A 19,542-nucleotide genomic window follows, 5' to 3' on the forward strand; every position below is an offset into this window, starting at 1 on the left:
AATTGAGGTGAAAGCGATGGAAAATAAGTTTATGAAGGACTACATAGCAAACCGGTTCACGATGGCCATTCTTCCTGATCCGCATATGGGAAAGCTTTATTCAAGGGTGATTGAGACGGAGAAAGAGATTGCCGTTAAACTCAGCCCGCAGGAGATTGTAGGCAAGAGCTGCATGTACTTCGGCAGCAGCTATGAGGGAAGAAAGGCGGGGACACGGGACCTTATGGGAATTACACATAAGCCGCCGATTGTCATTGACCCCGGAAACTATATGTTCTTTTTTCCTACACTGGCCTCAACCAGGAGTCAGTGCGCCTGGATATCGCACGCCCATATCCAGCATTATACGGCTTCGGATTTTGACAATACAGAAGTGCTGTTTACGAATGGACTGATTGAAACCATACCGGTTTCCTCTTCGTCATTTGAAAATCAGCTTTACAGAACAGCTCAGCTGCGGACCATTATTACGGCAAGAATTGAAGAAGAGCACCGCAAAATGAATATGCTGATGTTTCCAAAGGAAAAGCAGACAAATTTCATTTACGAACAGATTATCCGTGAACTCAACAAACACTAATCAGGCTTTTACCGCTTTAAACAAATATTCTTCCATCAGCTCGCATACCTTATTGCGTATTCTCGGATTAAAATAGTTGTGCTGCTCTTCGTAGCCTCTGAAGATAAAGGAATACATCGTAAAAGCTTCATCCCTTTTCACTTCACTTACTTTGATGCTGTTTTTTTTCAGCTCGCGGCGCACTGCAGCAAGGTCTTTCTGTGCAAGCTTCAGTGATTCCTCCACGAGATTCAGATAGGGCTGCTGCAGCTTGAATGGACTTTTTTCAATGATTAACAGATCCCTGCTGAAGATGGAGATGGTCATGGGGAGGTAGATGGACATCTCAATCGCATCACGCAGGTCTGAGGGAATTCTTGTCATCGCAAAAACCTCGCTTCAACATGATAAAAAGAACGTATGTTCGGTTTTATTTTACTTTATCAGTATACGAAATGCAAGCTGCTTTTATGCAGGCAGTTCCTGAAAAAATGCTCAATGTTTAAAGTCTCTGCACAAACGTGTAGAATATGAGCATAGAGAAAGATAGAAGGAGCTTGCAGGATGGAACTTCAGGCAATACTGGATTATTTTACAATTGAAAGAATGATGGAATTCTTTAAGGATTACAAATCGTTTGGACCGGTGCTTGGCATTGGGCTTCCTTTGCTTGAGGCATTTCTTCCCTTTTTGCCTCTGGTTGTGTTTATTGTAGCGAATGCCAATTCGTACGGGTTATGGTTCGGCTTTTTGTATTCCTGGATTGGAAGCTGTCTCGGAGCGCTCATCCTGTTTTTTCTTGTAAGAAAGTACGGGCAGGAGCGGTTTTTCAGATTTATAAGCCGTCATCAATCTGTGCAGAAAATGATGGGATGGATTGAAAGGCATGGATTCGGACCTTTATTTATCCTGCTGTGCTTTCCATTTACGCCGTCTGCTGCCGTCAATGTGGTGGCCGGCCTGTCGAAGGTCAGCATCTGGCAGTTCTGTCTTGCTGTGATGTCCGGGAAGCTCGTGATGATTTTCCTGGTCAGCTTTATTGGATATGACCTGCGTGCCATCATCACGCAGCCCGAAAGAACGCTTATCGCTGCGGTTGTTATTTTTCTGCTCTGGCTGATCGGCAAGCAGGTGGAAAAGCGCCTGAATGTCAGAATGCTTGAGAGGAAACGAGGCCATTAATTTTTTTACGGGGGAGTAAAGATGAGAAAAAGATACTGGTTTTTGTCTGCCGTCATCACCTTTTTGCTCATACTTACTATAAAAAATCTTCTATTTGTCGACTACAGGGTGGAAGGGGTTTCGATGCAGCCTACTCTGACTGCGGGCCACCTTCTGTCTATTAATAAAGTAAACCACCGGTTATTTGACCTGAAACGATTTGATATTGTTGTCTTTCAGCCTCCAGGGGAAAAAGAGGCCTACATAAAGAGAATTATCGGTTTGCCGGGAGATGAGCTGGAATATAAGAACGACAAGCTTTACATTAACGGAAAAGCAGTGAAAGAACCTTATCTGAACCCGGTCAAAAAAGATCTGAACATGGGAAAGTTGACCGGCAATTTCACGCTTGAGGAGATTACGGGCAAAAAAACGATTCCAGAAGGCTGTCTTTTCGTTATGGGTGACAACCGTCTTGTCAGCAGGGACAGCAGACAGTTTGGCCTGATCAGCACAGATTATGTGATTGGGAAGGCTTCAAAAGAATAGGGAAGTCCTCAGTAAGAGTGCACGATCATGATCATGCACTTTTTTTTTGCGGACATCCATCTCGAATTATCCTTTTCAGGCTGTTTGTTCTTCTTTTCGCTTATATACTCGGTTTCCTTCAGACTTCCTGTACTCTTTTTTTGAAATCCATGCCAGAAACAAACTCAAGCATGAACAGAAGTAAAGGAATGTCGTTCCTTTTTCTATTACAAGATAAGCAGATAGCGGTCCTAATGCAGCTCCGAGGTCAGCAGCCATAGAGTATTTTGTTATAATGGCTGTCTTTTGCTTCATTGCGGAAGCAGCATCAGATACTAATACATCGGTTAACGTTGTAATAATGGTTGAGCAAATCAGGAGAAGCACGATGATCGATGCCCAAATGAAAAACGGAAGCTGACAATTGATAAGCGGAAATAAACAGCCTGTCATGAGTAATGCAATGAACAAAAGAGGATGCCTGCCAAGTTTTCCGTCAGAAACATGACCTATAAATGGAGCAAGAAACGGTTCCCATGTCCATCTTAAGCCAAGCAGCAGGCCCGATGCGGCTCCAGAAGCAATCATCAGGCCATCTGTTATAGGAACGTGCATTCCGTATTGCCTGGTCAGGTAATAGCTTACAGTAGAAGCAAATACGCCCTGAAGCAGAAACGCCGCGATCAATCCCCTGAGGAGAGAGAGCCTAATTGTCCTTTTGCTAAAATCAACCTTTTCGATTTTTTCTGATTTTTCTTCCCTTGGCCGTAATAAGGCAGGAGTTAACAAAAAGACCAATGGGACTGAGAGCAAACAAGCTGCTGCAAATACAAGGCACGTTAGTTTCATCCCAATTTGATAGCACAGTAAACCTCCAAAAATCATTCCGGCAAGGCTTCCCAGCCGGTAAGTGCCATTATAGATCCCCATGAATTTCCCTTTATTTGATTCGGAGGATAATTGCACCACAAGCAATTGTCCGGAAAGACGGAGCAGTGCCCAGGCAAACCCCCATATACACCGGAGAATAAACCAGCATAGAAAACCGTTCAGAGAGAAAAAACCGATATTTGTCAGAAAGGTTAATAGAATCGCGAGCAGTAAAGCGTGCTGAAGTTTTAGCGTTTTTACCAATAAAGCTGCAAACGGATTGAGAGGAATTCGAATGAAACGGTTTACCGACAGCAGAACTCCAGCTTCAATAAGCGAAGATAATCCTGCTTCCTTAAAATAAAGAGGCAAAGCGATATAAAACATGGAGTCCGTGAGTAAGCAGATGCCTGTAATTAAAGCTGTAAAAATGATGTTTGAGCGGTTTGGTTTTTTTGTCATGATGTACCTCTCTTTCATCATTACTCTAAAGGATGTAAAATAATAAGAAAAATATATATATTTTATCAATTGATAAGTTTTAATTATGGGAGAGTTTTAATGAATCTAAATGCTTTAAGACATTTTGTCAGTGTTGTAAAAACTGGCAGTGTCACAGGGGCAGCGAGGGAGCTGCATATTAGTCAGCCGGCCATTTCCATGCAGATTAAAAATCTGGAAAAAGAACTTGGCCACACACTTTTTAAAGCCAGGGGCAGGGGAATTGAGCTGACAGAGGCGGGGGAAGTTGTCTATCAGCAGGCTGTCAAACTGTTTTTGGCCGAAGAAGAAGCAGAAAGAATAATTGAACAGTATACGAGCGGAGTCACAGGGAATATCAGGGTCTTTGCTACGAATTTTCCGGCAAGCTACTTAATGCCCGGATGGATTGCCGGTTTTAAACAGCTTTATCCGGAAACTGGTATTCAGATATTTTCCGGAAACACAAAAAGTGCCTTGGATAAGCTGATGAAAAATGAAATTGATTTTGCGGTCATCGCAAGCCATTCTTCACTGCCTGATGAAGCCGATATTGTTCATCTGCTTGATGATGAGCTATTCTTTATCGTTCCCTGGAATCACCCTTTAGCATCAAAAAGGGCTGAATTTGAAGATCTTATGGAAGAAGATTTTATATTAAGGGGAGAAGGAAGTTCTACAAGGGCTTTAGTAGAATCATTATGTCAGATAAAACAGGTGCAATTGCAGAGGACACCCGTTCAAGTTGAGAGGCTAGAAGAAGCAATCGGGATTGTTGCATCTGGATATGGGATTACGCTCGCACCGCGATTGGCCATTTCCCCATATATGGACAGAGGTCTCCTAAGTGTTGTGAAGGTAAATGATCTGTATCTTACAAGGAGAATAAAACTATGTAAAAAAAAGGGGAATCATTTTTCCCCCGCGGTAAAAAACTTCATGAACTATATTGTAAATAACAGCCATAAAAGCTGATAGACCGTTTCCAATGCTAAAACGATTCAATCATTCCCTGACCCAATAAACGTAACCGCAGCAGCAATCCCGTAAAAAACAGAAAACCCAAGCAGCATGCTCTGAAAAGACAGAACTCCCGCAAGCAAAGGCCCTATGCTTGCACCTGCTAGCAAAATAAAGGAATACAGGGAGACGGCTGTTGCCCGGTCACTTCCTGCGGTCTCTCCAATCATGGAAATAACGGCCGGTATACAAACAGAAAGGGAGGCTGTGAACAGAACAGATAAAGCGGCGGACATGTAGAGGCTCCCGCTTGCATAGTTCAGCAGAAAAGCCAGAATGATCAACAGCATAGCGTACCTGACAGCAGCTGTTTTCCCGAACCTTCCGATCCACTTTACGCTGAATAAGGAAAACAGCGCTCCGGCAAGTCCTGCTGCTTTACACCAGAACAGGACTTCTTCAGAAACAATCCCCGAATAGGCACGGTGAAACCCCTCATAATAGGAGACAAATGACATCAGCATGGCAAACGTCAGGATATAGCACAGAACAAGCTTAGGATTGCGGAAAATGGACCGGAACGACGAGATCAGGTTCTTTGCACCGCTCTGATGTTTCCTGCCGTCCAAAAGCCATGCCAGACATCCTGTAAGCAGGGCATAGGCGACGGCGAAAAAGAGAAAAACTGTTCTCCAGTCATGCGAAATGGCGATGGCAGAGCTGATCAGCTGCCCGATCATGCCGGACATTAAAAATCCCATATTAATCAGGGAGATGAGCATGGTTGCCTCTTTTTCCCTGAACGATTCAAAACAATAGGCATAGGCAACAGGGGCAAAGCATCCGAGACAAAACCCCTGCAGGGATCTGAGCGGAATAAATGTGGCGGATGAGGAGAACGCAAGCATGGCGGTTGCTGCAATTGCGAGGGCAAAGCCTGCGATCAGGACGTTTTTCTTTCCGGCTTTTTCTGTGAGCGGCCCGAACGTAAAAAGGCCGGCCGCATAAAAGAATGTAAAAAAGGTGCTGCCGAGAACGGCTTCATTGAAGGAAAGGCCTGTATCCTCCGATATAGATGCATACAGGGGAATCAGCACATAGATGCTGCTTGCTACCATAATGGCCGTCACGAGAAAAAAGGCCGAGAGCAGATGGATTCTTTTCATCAGACTGCCTCCTTTAAAAACAGCCTATGCATATGCCGCCATAGCGGTCACGGGGCTTCTGCAAAACTTGGAAGTCCCGGGAGAATGGCATTCCTTATTGTTTTCAAGTAAAATAGACAGATAGATAAAAGAGAGTGAAACGGAACAGAAAGGCGTATGAGTGAATATGCCTTTTTTTACATAGAAAGGGGTTCTGACGGTGGGTGTCAGGTTTATTTTGGGAAGGTCGGGAAGCGGAAAAACACACCGTATGCTGAATGAAATCCGTTCAGAGCTTTTCAGGGAGCCTGAAGGGGATCCGGTGGTCTATCTTGTGCCCGATCAGATGACATTCGGCATAGAGTATGAGCTTGCTAAAACGCCCGGGCTTGGCGGCATGATGAGGGCGCAGACGTTCAGTTTCAGCCGTCTTGCGTGGAGGATTCTTCAGGAAACAGGAGGGATCAGCCGCTATCATATTACCGGGACAGGCATTCAGATGATGCTGAGAAAGCTGATTGAGCAGCACAAGCAGGACTTCAGGCTGTTTGCAAAAGCAAGCGGCAAAAGCGGTTTTATTGACCATATGGAAGCGATGATTACGGAGCTTAAACGCTATTGCCTCACGCCGCAGGAGATGGAAGAAAAAATAAACGGGATGTCAGTCAACGCCACGAAACAAGAGCAGGCGCTCGCTGACAAACTTCATGACGTTGTTCTGCTGTATAAGCAGATGGAAAAGGAACTGAGCGGCACATACGTCGATTCAGAGGATTATCTGCGTCTTCTCGCGGAAAAAATTCAGTATTCATCCTATATTCAGAGGGCTGATATTTACCTCGATGGTTTTCACAGCTTTACGCCTCAGGAATACATGGTGATCAGTGCGTTAATGAAACATGCAAAGAGTGTAACGATTGCGCTGACAGCAGACAAGCCGTTTCATGAACACCTGCCGCACGAACTCCATCTTTTCAGGATGACAGGCATGACCTATCACAGGCTGTCTGTTCTCGCCGCTGATAACGGTGCCGAAATAGAGGATGTGACGGTGCTGAACGAAATGCCGCGATTTGCAGAGCGGCCGTCCCTTGCCCATCTGGAGCGTTTCCTTGAGTCAAGGCCGGTGAAGCCCTATGAGGGAGAGACACATGCTGTACTTGCACAAGCTTCCTCACGAAGGGCGGAAATTGAGGGCATTGCGAGAAAAATAAGAGGGTTTGTCATGGATGATGGCTACCGGTATAAGGATCTTGCTGTTTTAATCCGGAATATTGGAGACTATCAGGATGTTATTGAACAGGTATTCAAAGATTACGAGATTCCTTTTTTCATTGATCAAAAGCGATCGATGCTGAATCATCCGGTCATAGAATTGATCCGCTCTGCTCTTGAAGTGCTTAATGGGGGATGGCGCTATGAGGCTGTGTTCAGGGCGGTTAAAACCGAGCTCCTGTTCCCTGCTGAAACCGATAAGCGAAGCATGAGAGAAAAAATGGATCAGTTTGAAAACTATGTTCTTTCCTATGGTATTCAGGGCAGCAAATGGACGAGCGGTGAACGGTTTGTCTACCGCCGCTATTATTCTCTTGATGATGAATATGTCAGAACAGATGAAGAGAATGAAACGGAAGAGATGATTAATGAGCTGAAAGATATCGTTGTACCGCCGATCCAAACGCTCGGTGAACGGATGAAGCGTGCGAAAGATGCAGCCGGTAAGGCAGAGGCTCTTTATTTATTCCTCGAAGAACTCCATATTCCATATAAACTCGAACAGATGAGAGCGGAAGCAGAGGAAGCGGGGAGACTCGTTGAGGCGAGAGAGCATGCTCAAGTGTGGAGCGCGGTCATCGGTATGCTCGATGAATTTGCTGAAATGATGAATGAACACCGCGTCTCGCGCAGTCTGTTCGCAGATATGATTGACACAGGTCTTGAAGCGATGAAATTTGCACTTGTGCCGCCTGCGATGGATCAGGTAGTGATTGCAAGCCTGGAACGTTCAAGGCTGCTGAATGTGAGCGTTGCGTTTGTTGCAGGAGCAAATGACGGTATTCTGCCAGCAAGGCCGATGGAAGAAGGCGTCCTGACGGAGGAAGACCGCATCTCCCTTCATCATCAGGGGATTGAGCTTGCCCCGACTGCACGGGAGCAGCTGCTTGATGAAACCTTTGTTTTATACATGGCCCTCTCAAGTGCATCCCGCGAGCTGTATATCTCATATCCTCTCGCAGATGAAGAAGGAAAGGCGATGCTGCCTTCCATCATCGTGAAACGATTAAGAGATTTATTTCCTGACATCAAAACAGAGATTTTCATCAATGAGCCGGAAGAGCTATCAGAAGAGGAACAGCTTTCATTTATCGTAAATGAGGAAGTCACACTTTCATATTTAACCTCTCAGCTTCAAAACTGGAAAAGAAGCTATCCGATCAGCCCGGTCTGGTGGGATGCCTATACACATTTTGCAGAAAAAGAGGATCGGGCTGCGCTGTCAAAAGTGACAGGAAGCCTGTTTTACCGGAACGAAGCGGAAACACTTGAAAAAGGAATAAGCAGAGAGCTTTACGGTGAACACATTCAGGGAAGTGTATCCCGGATGGAAATGTTCAAAGCCTGTGCATTCTCCCATTATGCTTCACACGGCCTGAAATTAAAGGACAGGCAGCAGTTCCGTCTTGAGGCCCCTGATATCGGACAATTGTTCCACTCGGCGCTCAAACTGATTTCAGACCGGATGCAGCAGCTGAAAATCGGCTGGAAGGACCTGTCTCATGATCAGTGCTCCCTTCTTTCCCGGGATGCCGTTGAAACACTGGCGCCAAAACTTCAGCGCGAAATTCTGCTGAGCTCAAACAGGCATCATTATTTAAAAAGAAAGCTCGTCACCATCATTACGAGGGCATCCTCCATCTTGAGCGAGCATGCAAGGGCAAGCGGTTTTGCCCCGGCAGGCCTTGAGCTCGGATTCGGAAAAGGCGGCCCGCTGCCGCCAATCCGCTTCAAGCTTGAAAATGGATGCACAATGGAGCTTGTCGGCCGGATTGACAGAGTGGACAAAGCGGAAAGTTCAAAAGGCGTTCTTCTCCGGATTGTTGATTTTAAATCGAGCGACAAAACGCTGAATTTATCCGAAGTGTACTACGGGCTTGCTCTGCAGATGCTGACGTATCTTGATGTCATCATTACCCATTCAAAATCGTGGCTTGGCGTCGAGGCGACTCCTGCGGGTGTTCTTTATTTCCATGTGCATGACCCGATGATCCAGTCTTCAGCCATGCTGCCGCAGGATAAAATCGATGAAGAGATTTTCAAAAAGTTTAAAATGAAAGGCCTGCTTCTTGGAGATGAGGAGGCTGTGAGGCTGATGGATCAGACACTGGATTCCGGCCTCTCAAAAATCGTCTCGGCCGGCCTTAAGAAAGACGGCGGATTCAGGTCAGATTCCGCGATTGCAAGCGAAGCGGAATTTGATCTTCTCAGAGGCCACGTCAGATCCGTTTTTCAATCGATTGGAACGGACATTACGAACGGGAAAACGGACATTTCTCCTTACAAGCTGAAGGATAAAGTACCGTGTACCTTCTGTTCATTTAAATCGGTCTGCCAGTTTGACCAGTCGCTTTCAGAAAATCAGTACCGTGTTCTGAAAGATGACAAGAATGATGTGATTTTAAAACGGCTTCAGAACGAAGCGGGAAGGGAGGAATCATGATGCTGCAAAAACCAGCAGACAGCCAGTGGACAGACGACCAGTGGAAAGCCATTGTCTCAAGCGGACAGGACATCCTGGTTGCTGCAGCTGCCGGCTCAGGAAAAACAGCGGTGCTTGTCGAACGAATCATCCGTAAAATCATTTCAAAAGAAAATCCCGTGGACGTTGACCGTTTGCTTGTTGCCACGTTTACGAATGCATCTGCAGCTGAAATGAGAAACCGGATCGGCGAAGCGCTTGACAAGGCGCTGAAGGAAAATCCATCATCCCTCCATTTAAGACGCCAGCTGTCACTGCTGAACAGGGCTGCCATTTCCACCTTGCATTCGTTCTGTTTGAATGTTGTAAGAAAGTATTACTATTTAATTGACCTTGACCCGGGATTCCGGATTGCCGATCAGACGGAAGGCCAGCTTCTGATCGATGAAGTGCTTGATGATCTGTTTGAAGAGCAGTACAGCATACCGGATAACGAACGCTTTTTTGACCTTGTTGACAGGTATACAACAGACAGAAGCGATACAGACCTGCAGACACTGATCAGAACGCTGTATGATTTTTCCCGCTCCCATCCGAGTCCTGCAAGCTGGCTTGAAGGGCTGTCTGATATGTACGGCGGAGAAGAACCGCTTGAAAATCTGCCGTTCTTCCCGTATCTGGCTGAAGACATCTCGATGCAGCTGACGAGCAGTCTTGAAAAGCTGAAGCGGGCGCTTGCCCTGACTGAAAAGCCCGGCGGTCCGGCACCGAGAGCAGAAAATCTGACGGATGATATCAGACAGGTTCAGGGGCTGCTTGAGGTAAGAGGGTCATGGCACGATCTTGCTGAGAAAATCAAGCTGATTTCTTTCTCACGCGCCAAGGCATGCAGAGGGGCTGAATACAGCAAAGAGCTGCTTGAACAAGCGACATCGCTCCGCAATTCCGCAAAAAAGCAGGTCGAACAGCTGCAGGAAGAATTGTTTGCGCGCTCTTATGAAAGCCACATGAATGACCTTAAGGAACTAAAGCCTGTAATCGAAACACTGATTGGGCTTGTTCATCAGTTCGGAATCCGTTTTGATGAGATGAAAAAACAAAAAGGCATCGTTGATTTCTCGGACCTTGAGCATTATTGCCTGCAGATTCTCGGTGTGCCGGATGAGCACGGCCGTCTGCAGCCGAGCGAAGCTGCGCTTGATTACAGGCAGCAGTTTGCAGAGGTGCTTGTTGATGAATACCAGGACACAAATCTTGTTCAGGAAACGATTCTGAAGCTTGTTTCAAAAAGCGGGCCGGGAAACCTCTTTATGGTAGGTGATGTCAAGCAGTCCATTTACCGTTTCCGCCTTGCAGAGCCGTTTCTGTTTTTAAGCAAATACAAGACGTTCAGTAAAGACGGGCACGCACAAGACGGCCTGAGAATTGACCTGTCGAAAAATTTCAGAAGCCGTGCGGAAGTGATAGACGGCACCAATTTTCTCTTTAAACAGGTGATGGGAGAAAAAGTGGGAGAGGTCGCCTATGACGAAGCCGCTGAGCTGAAGCTTGGCGCGTCCTATCCTGAGTCTGAAACGATGAGTGCGGAACTTTTGCTTGTGGACCGCGGAAAAGAAGAATCAGATGATGCTTCTGAAGAAGATGTTTTTGCTGCAGAGGATTTGGAAACCGTTCAGCTCGAAGCAAGAGTGATGGCCAAAAAAATCCGGGAAATGGTTCAGACAAAATATCAGATTTATGACCGAAAGCTTGGAGGCACGCGAAATATCGCATACAAAGATATTGTCGTTCTTCTCCGTTCCATGCCGTGGGCGCCGCAGATCATGGAAGAGTTTAAGCAGGAGGGGATTCCTGTTTATGCCAATCTCTCAGGCGGTTATTTTGAAGCGGCGGAGGTCGCTGTCATGATGTCGCTGCTTAAGGTCATCGATAACCCGTATCAGGATGTTCCTCTGGCGTCTGTTTTAAGGTCTCCTGTTGCGGGCCTTGGCACGAACGAACTTGCTGTTATCCGCACCTATTCAAAAAAGGGCACTTATTTTGAAGCGCTGAAGGTGTTTCTTTCTGAAGCTCATGGCTCTGATGCGGCTTTAAGAGATCAGCTTCAAGGATTTTATGATCAACTCCAGGAGTGGAGAGAACGGGCGCGGATGGGCTCTGTTTCAGAGCTGATCTGGCAGCTGTACAGAGATACCAAGTTCTTTAACTACGTCGGCGGCATGCCGGGCGGCAAACAGCGCCAGGCGAATCTGCGTGCCCTTTATGACAGGGCAAGACAGTATGAAGCGACTTCGTTCAGGGGACTGTTCCGGTTCCTGCGCTTTATTGAACGGATGCAGGAGCGCGGAGATGACCTCGGTGCAGCAAGGGCACTGGGCGAGCAGGAGGATGTTGTCAGGCTGATGACCATCCACAGCAGCAAAGGGCTTGAGTTCCCGGTAGTTTTCACAGCCGGTCTCGCCAGACAGTTCAATATGATGGATATGAACAAAAAGTATTTGCTGGATAAGGAGCTTGGCTTTGCCACGAAGCTGATTAAACCGTCACTCAGAATCAGCTATCCGACACTGGCGCTTTCAGCCATGAAGAAAAAAATGAAGATTGAGCTGCTTTCAGAAGAGCTAAGAGTGCTGTATGTTGCGCTTACCCGTGCAAAGGAAAAGCTCTTTTTAATCGGAACAGTTAAAGATGCAGCAAAATCTCTTTCAGACTGGCAGACAGCGCTGGGTCAGGAAGAATGGCTGCTGCCTGATTTTGAACGGGCGCAGGCAAAGTCCTACCTGGACTGGATCGGACCGTCGCTTGTCCGCCACAAAGACGCAGAAATGCTGAGAGAGCAGGCAGAGGGGGTACCGCACCTTCTTTCGCATCCTTCCCGGTTTGAAATCACGATGGTGAAAGAAACAGACCTCTATGATATCCGGGCAGAAGAAAAGAAATACGATGAGGACATGCTCACAGCCCTGAAAAAACTGGAGCCGATCGCAGAGCAGTCAGCATACCGCGATCAGATTGAAAAACAGCTCTCATGGATCTACCCTCATCAGTTTGCCTCTGTGTTCAGATCCAAGCAGTCTGTTTCAGAAGTGAAGAGGCAGCAGGAAACGCGGGATGAATTCAGCGACTTCCGGATTCTCGAAAATCAGCAGGATTCATATATGTTTGACCGCCCTAAGTTCATGCAGAAGAAAACCCTCACAGCTGCCGAAAAAGGGACAGCCATGCATGCCGTCATGCAGCAGCTGAATGTCAGAGAGCCTGTGACGGAAGAAAACACAGCATGGAAAGTAAATGAGCTTGTTGAAAAAGAAATCCTCACAAGAGCGCAGGCGGACAGCATCAATATTGCTGCCATTGTTCATTTTTTTGAAACAGATATCGGCATGCGTCTTCAAAAAGCAGACCGCATCGAACGGGAAGTTCCCTTCAGCTATGCCCTGCCGGCTGAAGAGCTGTACGAGGCAGCAAGCGGTGAACAGGTGCTCATTCAGGGGGTTATTGACTGTCTGTTTGAAGACGAAGAAGGAGTCGTGCTGCTTGATTACAAGACAGATGCGATTCACGGCAAATTTCCGGGAGGGTTCGAGCAGGCAAAGCCTGTTCTTGCAAGCCGCTACAGCGTGCAGCTTGACCTCTACGGCAAAGCCATTGAAAAAATAACGAAAAAACCTCTATCTTCAAAGGTGCTGTATTTCTTTGACGGAGGGCATGTGCTGGAAATGTAAAGAAAAAGAACAATAACAAGCTCAGGGTGCGCCTCTTGGCGCAGCTTGAGCTTTTTTAAAGGAGAGAAGCTTATGAGAATTCTGCACACAGCAGACTGGCATCTTGGAAGGACGCTTGAAGGAAGGAGCCGCCTTGAAGAGCAGGCCCAGTTTTTAGATGAGCTCTCCCTGATCGCGGCGGAAGAAAAAGCGGATGCCATAATTATGGCTGGAGACGTATTTGACACAGTCAATCCGCCCGCAGCGGCTGAACAGCTCTTTTATGAGAGCATCTCGAGACTTTCGGACAAGGGAAACAGGCCTGTCGTTGTGATTGCAGGAAATCATGACAATCCGGAACGTGTTCAGGCTGCTTCGCCTCTTGCAGATACCCAGGGGATCTACTTGGTTGGCTACCCGACAGCGGATGTACTGACAATTGATGTGCCGTCTGCCGGCCAGACGATGGCGATGGCTGCTCTTGCCTATCCTTCTGAGGCAAGGCTTAAAGAGGTTCTGTCAGACACCCATGATGAAATTCTGCTTCGCAATTCATACGACGAGCGCATCAGAGATTTGTTCGCCGTGATGGCGGGAAAGTTTAGAAAAGAAACAGTAAATCTTGCGATGAGTCATATTTATGTCGCAGGCGGGAGCTCGACTGATTCGGAAAGACCGATCGAAGTGGGCGGGGCCTATACGGTCGCTGCCTCAAGTCTTCCGGAACTTGCTCAGTACACGGCGCTTGGCCATCTTCACCGTCCTCAAACGCTGAAGCGGGCAAGTTCTGCCGCCAGATATTCCGGCTCACCGCTTGCTTACAGTTTTTCTGAAACGGGCTATGCGAAATCCGTCACGATGGTGGAGGCCGATCCGGGAGGACAGGCACAGGTATCCGAGATTCTGCTCTCAAGCGGAAAGCCTCTTGTGAAATGGAAAGCCCAGGAAGGCCTGCATCAGGTTCATCAGTGGCTGGATGAAGGGAAGGACAAGCTTGCCTGGATTGATCTTGAGGTTCACCTGAAGGATACACTTTCTCTTGAGGAAATTCACAGGCTGAGAAAATCACATCCGGGCTTTGTTCATATTCGTCCGGTTTTTGAAAAGAACATGAACGAAGAAATCCGTGAAAGCAGGGCGAACCTGCCCATTGACGAGCTTTTTACGAGATTTTATGAAAAACAGACCGGTGGGGCAAAGCCTGACGGGGAAACGATGAAACTTTTTCTCGATATGGTTCATGATGAGACGAAAGAGGAGGAGGACAGAGGATGAAGCCAATCGCACTTACTATCTCGGGGCTTCACAGCTTCAGGGAAAAACAGACCGTTGATTTCAGTTCTCTCTGCGAAGGCGGCGTATTCGGCATTTTCGGCCCGACCGGAAGCGGGAAATCCTCGATTCTTGACGCCATGACACTTGCTCTGTACGGAAAAGTGGAGCGGGCGGCAAACAATACCCACGGAATCATCAATCATGCCGAGGATACTGTTCATGTGTCGTTTACATTTGAACTGGAAAATGCAGAAAGCCTGAAACGATATTCAGTTGAAAGGATGTTTAAGCGGACGGATGAGCACCGGGTGAAAACCGCGCTGTGCAGAATTCTTGAGCATGGCGAGGAAACAGCGGTCCTTGCGGATAAAGCGGCGGAAGTGAATGAAAAAGTACATGCTCTTTTAGGCTTGACCATTGATGATTTCACCAGGGCAGTCGTGCTTCCGCAGGGCAAGTTTGCAGAATTTTTATCTCTCAAGGGAGCTGAAAGAAGGCAGATGCTCCAGCGGCTTTTCCACTTGGAACAATACGGGGAAGAGCTTGTCAAAAAGGTCAGAAAACGGCTGACGGATGCCAGGGGAGAGCAGAACGAGATTTCAGCCGAACAGGCTGGTCTTGGAGATGCATCAAAGGAAGCCGTTAAATTTGCGGAAGAAGAGCTTAAAGGTGTAAATCTCCTTTTAGAAAAAAGGCAGAAGGAATATGAAGAAACAGTCAGGCACCATCAAGAGCTTGAGGAAGTCCGGGCACTTCAGCTTGAACAGGAAAGCTATGAAAAAGAGCTTGCAGAGCTTGAAAAAAAGAAAGCGGACATCCAACAGCTTGCAGCAAAACTCGACCGCGCAGAAAAAGCTGATCTGGCAAAACCCTACGCGGAAGCACTGCAGACGGCTGAGCGGGAAAAAGAAGGCAGCAGAAGGATAAAGGAAGAATCTGCAGCAGAATGGCAAAGACAAAAGCAGTCCTATGCTTCTGCGGCAGCCGCCTATGAAGAGATCCGGAAACAAAAGGCAGCCGAAGAGCCGGCGCTTGCTTCAAGAAAAGAACAGCTCCTGCAGCTGCTTGCTCTGGAAGAAGAACTGCAGCATGAAATCCGGCTGCTGGAAGAAAAGGCCGCACAGAACAAACGCCTGACAACTGAACTTACAGAAAAAGAGGAAAGTGCGGCGCGGGCAAATGAGCTTCTGAAAAAAGCTGTTCAAAAGCAAAACCTTCTAAAAGAGCAGATGGAGCAAAATACAGTAACAAGCAAAGAAAGAGAAAGAATACGGGCTGCGTCAGAACAAAGGATGTTCCTTACAAATGCCGAGTCGGTCGTTACTGAATGGAAGAATAAAACTGAGCAAAAGAAGCAAAAAATCCTGCAGTCAGATGAAACCATAATGCAGGCAAAGAAGAAAATGCATGAATATGAAGACAGTATGAAAGCTCTTTATGAAAATGTGCAAAGGGGCTATCATGCAAGCTGCGAAGTGCTGAACCAGCACAAAAAGCATGCAGAGACGAGAAGACAGCTGCTTCAGGAGGAAAAGAAAAACGTTCAAAGAAACATGGCAGAAATGCTCGCAAAAAGCCTCACCACTGATGAGCCGTGCCCTGTATGCGGATCTGTTCATCACCCTGCGCCGGCTGACTTCAAAGCCTTGGAATCTTCAGATGGATCAAATCTTGAAATGCTTGAAAAGCAGGCAGATAAAGATGCGCTTCTTACGCTGCAATTGGAGAATGCAAAAGAAAAGTGGGAAGATCTCTCAAAAGAAATGATTTTATCCTATTCGTTTTTATCATCTGTCTTAACTGAACTTGAAGACGGTAATGATGAAATGGATGTGTTGACAGAATCAAAATCATTAACCCAGGATTTTCTTCAAATGAAAGAACAGTATACAAAGCTCCATTCAACCGTAAGGAAGCAGAATGAAGCTCTCCGTCAGCTTGAGTTTACGCATGGCAGTCATGTTGCTGAGCACAAGGAAGCAGCAGAAAAATGGCAGCAGGCAGAACATAAACACAATGCTGCACTCGAAAAATGGTCAGAAGCGTTTGGTGACCTTACAGCTGACCATGCAGCAGAAGAGCAAAGGCTGATAAGGGAGAAAGATGAACAATTTGAAGAGCTGAAAACCAGGGTTGCAAAAAGCATTGATTTCATTGAAGAAAAAGAAAAGGAAATAAAACAGCTTGAGACAGAATGCCAGCAGCTGAGCATCAGCCGCGCAGAGCTGACGGCCTATTTAACAAGCATGAGGCAAACTGCGGCTGAAAAACAAAAACGGATTGAAAAAGAAACAGGAGATAAACATCTCTCCCTTCAGCTTCGGGAAAATGAGGCCATGCAAAAGGAGCTTTATGCCAAGGAACAAAGCCTCTATAAATCCTTTCAGGAAGCGATGGAGGCTGTGCAAAAAGCAGAAAGCAGCAGTGCGGCTGCAGAAAAAACGTTTGAGCAGGCTGAAGCAAGAATGCGCGATGCGGCTGAGAAATGGGAGCAGATCAAACAGCAGACACCTTTCAAAGATGCTTCGGAGGCTGCCGCTGCTTTTATGCCGCAAGATGCTAAGCAAAGTTTGAAGGAAGAGTTTGACGTCTATCAGGATAAAAAGAAACAAGTCATGGCAGACTTTAAACGTGTGGAAGCGAAACGGAAAAACCGTTCTGTCAGCTTGGATGAATGGGAGTCCATAAAAGAGCTGAAAGCAGAAACGAAACAGCTGGCAGATGCTGCCTCAGAAGCCCGCGGAGCTGCCGCAAAAGCTCTTCATATCCTGAAGGATAAGCACGAAAGATACATGGAACTGGAACAAAAACGTCTTGAGCTTGAAGAGCTTGCAGCAAGACTTGAAAAGCTGCAGACTGTATTTAAAGGGAATGCGTTCGTTGAATTCCTGGCAGAAGAACAGCTTCACCTTGTGAGCGAAGATGCTTCTGAGCGGCTTGGGCAGCTTACAAGACAGCGCTATGCCATTGAAGTGGATTCATCAGGCGGATTTGTCATGCGTGATGATGCAAACGGAGGAGTAAGGCGTCCCGTTTCAAGCCTTTCAGGCGGAGAAACATTCCTGACCTCCCTGGCACTGGCGCTTTCTCTGTCATCTCAGATCCAGCTGCGGGGAGAATACCCGCTTCAGTTCTTTTTCCTTGATGAAGGTTTCGGGACGCTTGATGCAGATTTGCTTGATACAGTCATAACGGCTCTTGAAAAACTGCAGTCCAATAACCTTTCCGTCGGCGTCATCAGCCATGTGCAGGAGCTTCGTGCAAGACTTCCGAGGAAGCTTGTCGTAACACCTGCAGAGCCGACAGGAAGCGGCACATCGGTCCAGCTTGAACTGATGTAGAGAGGATAGGTTGATAATGGCAAAGAAACAACTTGGAACATGCGAGCTGTGCAAAAGGCAGGAGGTTGAAACAACAGAACATCATTTAACCCCGAAGGAAATGGGCGGCACCTTCATGCCGACCGCGATGCTCTGCATTCCGTGCCATAAACAGATCCATGCCCTCTATACAAATGACGAACTGGCTGTAAGGCTGAATACCATCCAGGATTTAAGAAGCGATCCGAAAATTTCGAGCTTCATCAAATGGATCCGCAAGCAGCCGTCCTCAAAGCTTGTCAGGACAAAAAAATCAAATGAGCGGAAGAAACGGAAATGAAAAAAGACGTGCCGGAGAGTTGGCACGTCTTTTTCTAATTATTGGCTACAATATTCTGATCATTTACATCTGGGTCTAACGAGTTGGTTGCACTTACGATGTTGTTGACTATGATAAAGTCGCCTGTATTTCCGCCGCCGGAACCGGAAGCTGTCTTTGATGAGCTTTTAGGAGACAGATAAAAGGAATCACCAAAGTTTACGACACCGCCGCCGACAGAGTTAATGCAGATCGGACCGATGATTGCTGGCATGAACGAACACCCTTTGTCTTTCTGTCATACTTTCAGTCTATGCATTATGAATCGGAACGTTCATTCCTGCTCCGCAATTGTCTGATGTGCTTCACCCTTGATTCGCCGTCAATTGTATTGGTTGACCCGAAATGGACAACCCCGGCAGAGGATATAGAGGTAACTTTTACAGCACCGACACGGATGACCGGACATTCATGAAAAAATGCAGTCTGGACATTTTCGTATATAAGCGGCCGGGGAAGGTTTTCAGAATAAATATTATACTGTTTCAGGTCCCCTTCATTTCCGAAATCAATTTCTTCTTCCCTCTGTACGGCATAAACCTTTATACGCGGGATAATATCAACGCTGTCGCCGACTTGAAATACCGAACTGATCCCCACCGAATCAATGTACGCCCCATTGACGATGGATAAACGATTCTGGATCATGCCGGGGCAAGCGGTACAAAAGGACCGATGATCAGTGATTCAGGCGGCGTATCAAAAACCGATGACATGGTGATGCAGTTTGCATCTCCGATGAGAAAGACGCTTGAACTCGCAACAGCTGTTACCCTGATGGCACCAACTGAAATGTCCTTGTTTACAACCGTGAATTTCATGTTTCGCTTTCAGCTCCTTCTTGGGGCAGGGCCTGGATAAAGTAGGTGATTGAACGTTCAACCTCCTGTTTTACTTTAGCCGTTATTTCTTCAATCTGTTTTTCAGCAGGGACAGACTCGCTGTATCCTCCCTGCTTCAAATAGAATCTGATCCGGCTGTCGATCTGTTTGCGGATATCTTCAATGATGAATTCTTTATGAGCATCATCAAGCTGGTAGTTGTTCTGTTCGGCAAGTGTTTCAATGTATTTTGCGACATCTTCAGTCAGGAAGACGAGCAAATTGGACTGAACCGCCTCAAATATCTCTTCGTCGCGTTTTGGATTTGACGTTTGGTTATTTACTTGAAGACCGTTCTGCTCTACTTCAAACTGTTCAATCTGGTCAGGAACAGTTGGATTCAGCCCGATATTAAGCGTACCTTCAAGTGTCTCCACTTTTAATTGATCAAATTTATATTCAATCTTTTCAATCGTTGTACTGGGGCGTTTTTTTAGTTCTTCTATTTCTTCCATCATAGCGGAAACAGAGGCCTCAAGCTTTTGAATCTTCTGGTCTTGAGCTTGAACCATTCCATACAAATGCTGAATGCACTGCATCATCGACTGGTCATAGTACAATTCATTCACCCCGTTTCTTTAGA

At 46.6% G+C, this 19,542-nt stretch carries 16 protein-coding genes; 9 read left to right on the forward strand and 7 right to left on the reverse strand.

The window, feature by feature from the left end:
• Positions 1 to 16 precede the first annotated feature (16 nt).
• The gene (locus JOJ89_RS04535) at positions 17 to 580 is read left to right on the forward strand and encodes a competence protein ComK (protein ID WP_203289699.1); all 564 of its coding nucleotides are present in this window, start codon (positions 17 to 19) and stop codon (positions 578 to 580) included.
• Here the strand turns inward: JOJ89_RS04535 and JOJ89_RS04540 are convergent, their stop codons facing one another.
• Positions 581 to 943: a YhjD family protein gene (locus tag JOJ89_RS04540; protein WP_029283756.1), complete on the reverse strand. Its 363-nt coding sequence runs from the start codon at positions 941 to 943 to the stop codon at positions 581 to 583.
• Between the two features lie 180 nt (positions 944 to 1,123).
• Between JOJ89_RS04540 and JOJ89_RS04545 the strand changes: the two genes are divergently transcribed.
• On the forward strand, positions 1,124 to 1,741 hold the full coding sequence (locus tag JOJ89_RS04545) for a TVP38/TMEM64 family protein (protein WP_203289700.1): 618 nt from the start codon (positions 1,124 to 1,126) through the stop codon (positions 1,739 to 1,741).
• A gap of 21 nt (positions 1,742 to 1,762) precedes the next feature.
• Entirely contained in the window at positions 1,763 to 2,269 is a 507-nt protein-coding gene (gene lepB / locus JOJ89_RS04550; protein ID WP_203289701.1) for a signal peptidase I, read from the forward strand.
• Positions 2,270 to 2,344: 75 nt separating this feature from the next.
• Here lepB and JOJ89_RS04555 read toward each other — a convergent pair whose 3' ends face one another.
• The gene (locus tag JOJ89_RS04555; RefSeq protein WP_203289702.1) at positions 2,345 to 3,580 is read right to left on the reverse strand and encodes an MFS transporter; all 1,236 of its coding nucleotides are present in this window, start codon (positions 3,578 to 3,580) and stop codon (positions 2,345 to 2,347) included.
• A gap of 99 nt (positions 3,581 to 3,679) precedes the next feature.
• Here JOJ89_RS04555 and JOJ89_RS04560 point away from each other — a divergent pair, with 99 nt between their 5' ends.
• Positions 3,680 to 4,573 (forward strand): LysR family transcriptional regulator, encoded by an 894-nt coding sequence (locus JOJ89_RS04560; protein ID WP_029567326.1) that lies wholly within the window; start codon positions 3,680 to 3,682, stop codon positions 4,571 to 4,573.
• A 26-nt stretch (positions 4,574 to 4,599) separates the two neighbouring features.
• Here the strand turns inward: JOJ89_RS04560 and JOJ89_RS04565 are convergent, their stop codons facing one another.
• Positions 4,600 to 5,724 carry an MFS transporter gene (locus JOJ89_RS04565; RefSeq protein WP_051865818.1) on the reverse strand — a complete coding sequence of 375 codons (1,125 nt, stop codon included), beginning with the start codon at positions 5,722 to 5,724 and terminating at the stop codon, positions 4,600 to 4,602.
• A gap of 199 nt (positions 5,725 to 5,923) precedes the next feature.
• Here JOJ89_RS04565 and addB point away from each other — a divergent pair, with 199 nt between their 5' ends.
• The 5 genes from addB to JOJ89_RS04590 all read left to right on the forward strand — a co-directional run bounded on the left by addB (position 5,924) and on the right by JOJ89_RS04590 (position 18,039).
• Positions 5,924 to 9,421, forward strand: coding sequence for a helicase-exonuclease AddAB subunit AddB (addB, locus tag JOJ89_RS04570; RefSeq protein WP_203289703.1), 3,498 nt, complete (start codon positions 5,924 to 5,926; stop codon positions 9,419 to 9,421).
• Positions 9,418 to 13,125, forward strand: coding sequence for a helicase-exonuclease AddAB subunit AddA (addA, locus tag JOJ89_RS04575; RefSeq protein WP_029283771.1), 3,708 nt, complete (start codon positions 9,418 to 9,420; stop codon positions 13,123 to 13,125). Before addB ends, addA begins: the two co-directional genes overlap by 4 nt.
• Before the next feature lie 72 nt (positions 13,126 to 13,197).
• Complete coding sequence (locus tag JOJ89_RS04580) at positions 13,198 to 14,379, forward strand: exonuclease SbcCD subunit D (RefSeq protein ID WP_029283773.1); 1,182 nt, start codon at positions 13,198 to 13,200, stop codon at positions 14,377 to 14,379.
• Positions 14,376 to 17,720, forward strand: coding sequence for an SbcC/MukB-like Walker B domain-containing protein (locus JOJ89_RS04585; RefSeq protein ID WP_203289704.1), 3,345 nt, complete (start codon positions 14,376 to 14,378; stop codon positions 17,718 to 17,720). The genes JOJ89_RS04580 and JOJ89_RS04585 overlap by 4 nt, the downstream gene beginning before the upstream one ends.
• Before the next feature lie 16 nt (positions 17,721 to 17,736).
• Positions 17,737 to 18,039 carry a hypothetical protein gene (locus tag JOJ89_RS04590; protein ID WP_029283776.1) on the forward strand — a complete coding sequence of 101 codons (303 nt, stop codon included), beginning with the start codon at positions 17,737 to 17,739 and terminating at the stop codon, positions 18,037 to 18,039.
• A gap of 34 nt (positions 18,040 to 18,073) precedes the next feature.
• Here the strand turns inward: JOJ89_RS04590 and JOJ89_RS04595 are convergent, their stop codons facing one another.
• Genes JOJ89_RS04595 through gerPC form a run of 4 tightly spaced genes read right to left on the reverse strand, consistent with a single transcriptional unit; the run spans position 18,074 to position 19,519 of the window.
• Positions 18,074 to 18,292 carry a spore germination protein gene (locus JOJ89_RS04595; RefSeq protein WP_029283778.1) on the reverse strand — a complete coding sequence of 73 codons (219 nt, stop codon included), beginning with the start codon at positions 18,290 to 18,292 and terminating at the stop codon, positions 18,074 to 18,076.
• 44 nt (positions 18,293 to 18,336) lie between these two features.
• Positions 18,337 to 18,726 (reverse strand): spore germination protein GerPE, encoded by a 390-nt coding sequence (locus JOJ89_RS04600; RefSeq protein ID WP_029283780.1) that lies wholly within the window; start codon positions 18,724 to 18,726, stop codon positions 18,337 to 18,339.
• The gene (locus tag JOJ89_RS04605; protein ID WP_029283783.1) at positions 18,723 to 18,899 is read right to left on the reverse strand and encodes a hypothetical protein; all 177 of its coding nucleotides are present in this window, start codon (positions 18,897 to 18,899) and stop codon (positions 18,723 to 18,725) included. Before JOJ89_RS04605 ends, JOJ89_RS04600 begins: the two co-directional genes overlap by 4 nt.
• The gene (gene gerPC / locus JOJ89_RS04610) at positions 18,896 to 19,519 is read right to left on the reverse strand and encodes a spore germination protein GerPC (RefSeq protein ID WP_051827424.1); all 624 of its coding nucleotides are present in this window, start codon (positions 19,517 to 19,519) and stop codon (positions 18,896 to 18,898) included. The genes JOJ89_RS04605 and gerPC overlap by 4 nt, the downstream gene beginning before the upstream one ends.
• Between the last annotated feature and the right edge of the window lie 23 nt (positions 19,520 to 19,542).

The sequence above is a fragment of the Metabacillus sp. cB07 genome (genome assembly GCF_016839225.1).
GTDB lineage: Bacteria > Bacillota > Bacilli > Bacillales > Bacillaceae > Bacillus_P > Bacillus_P indicus.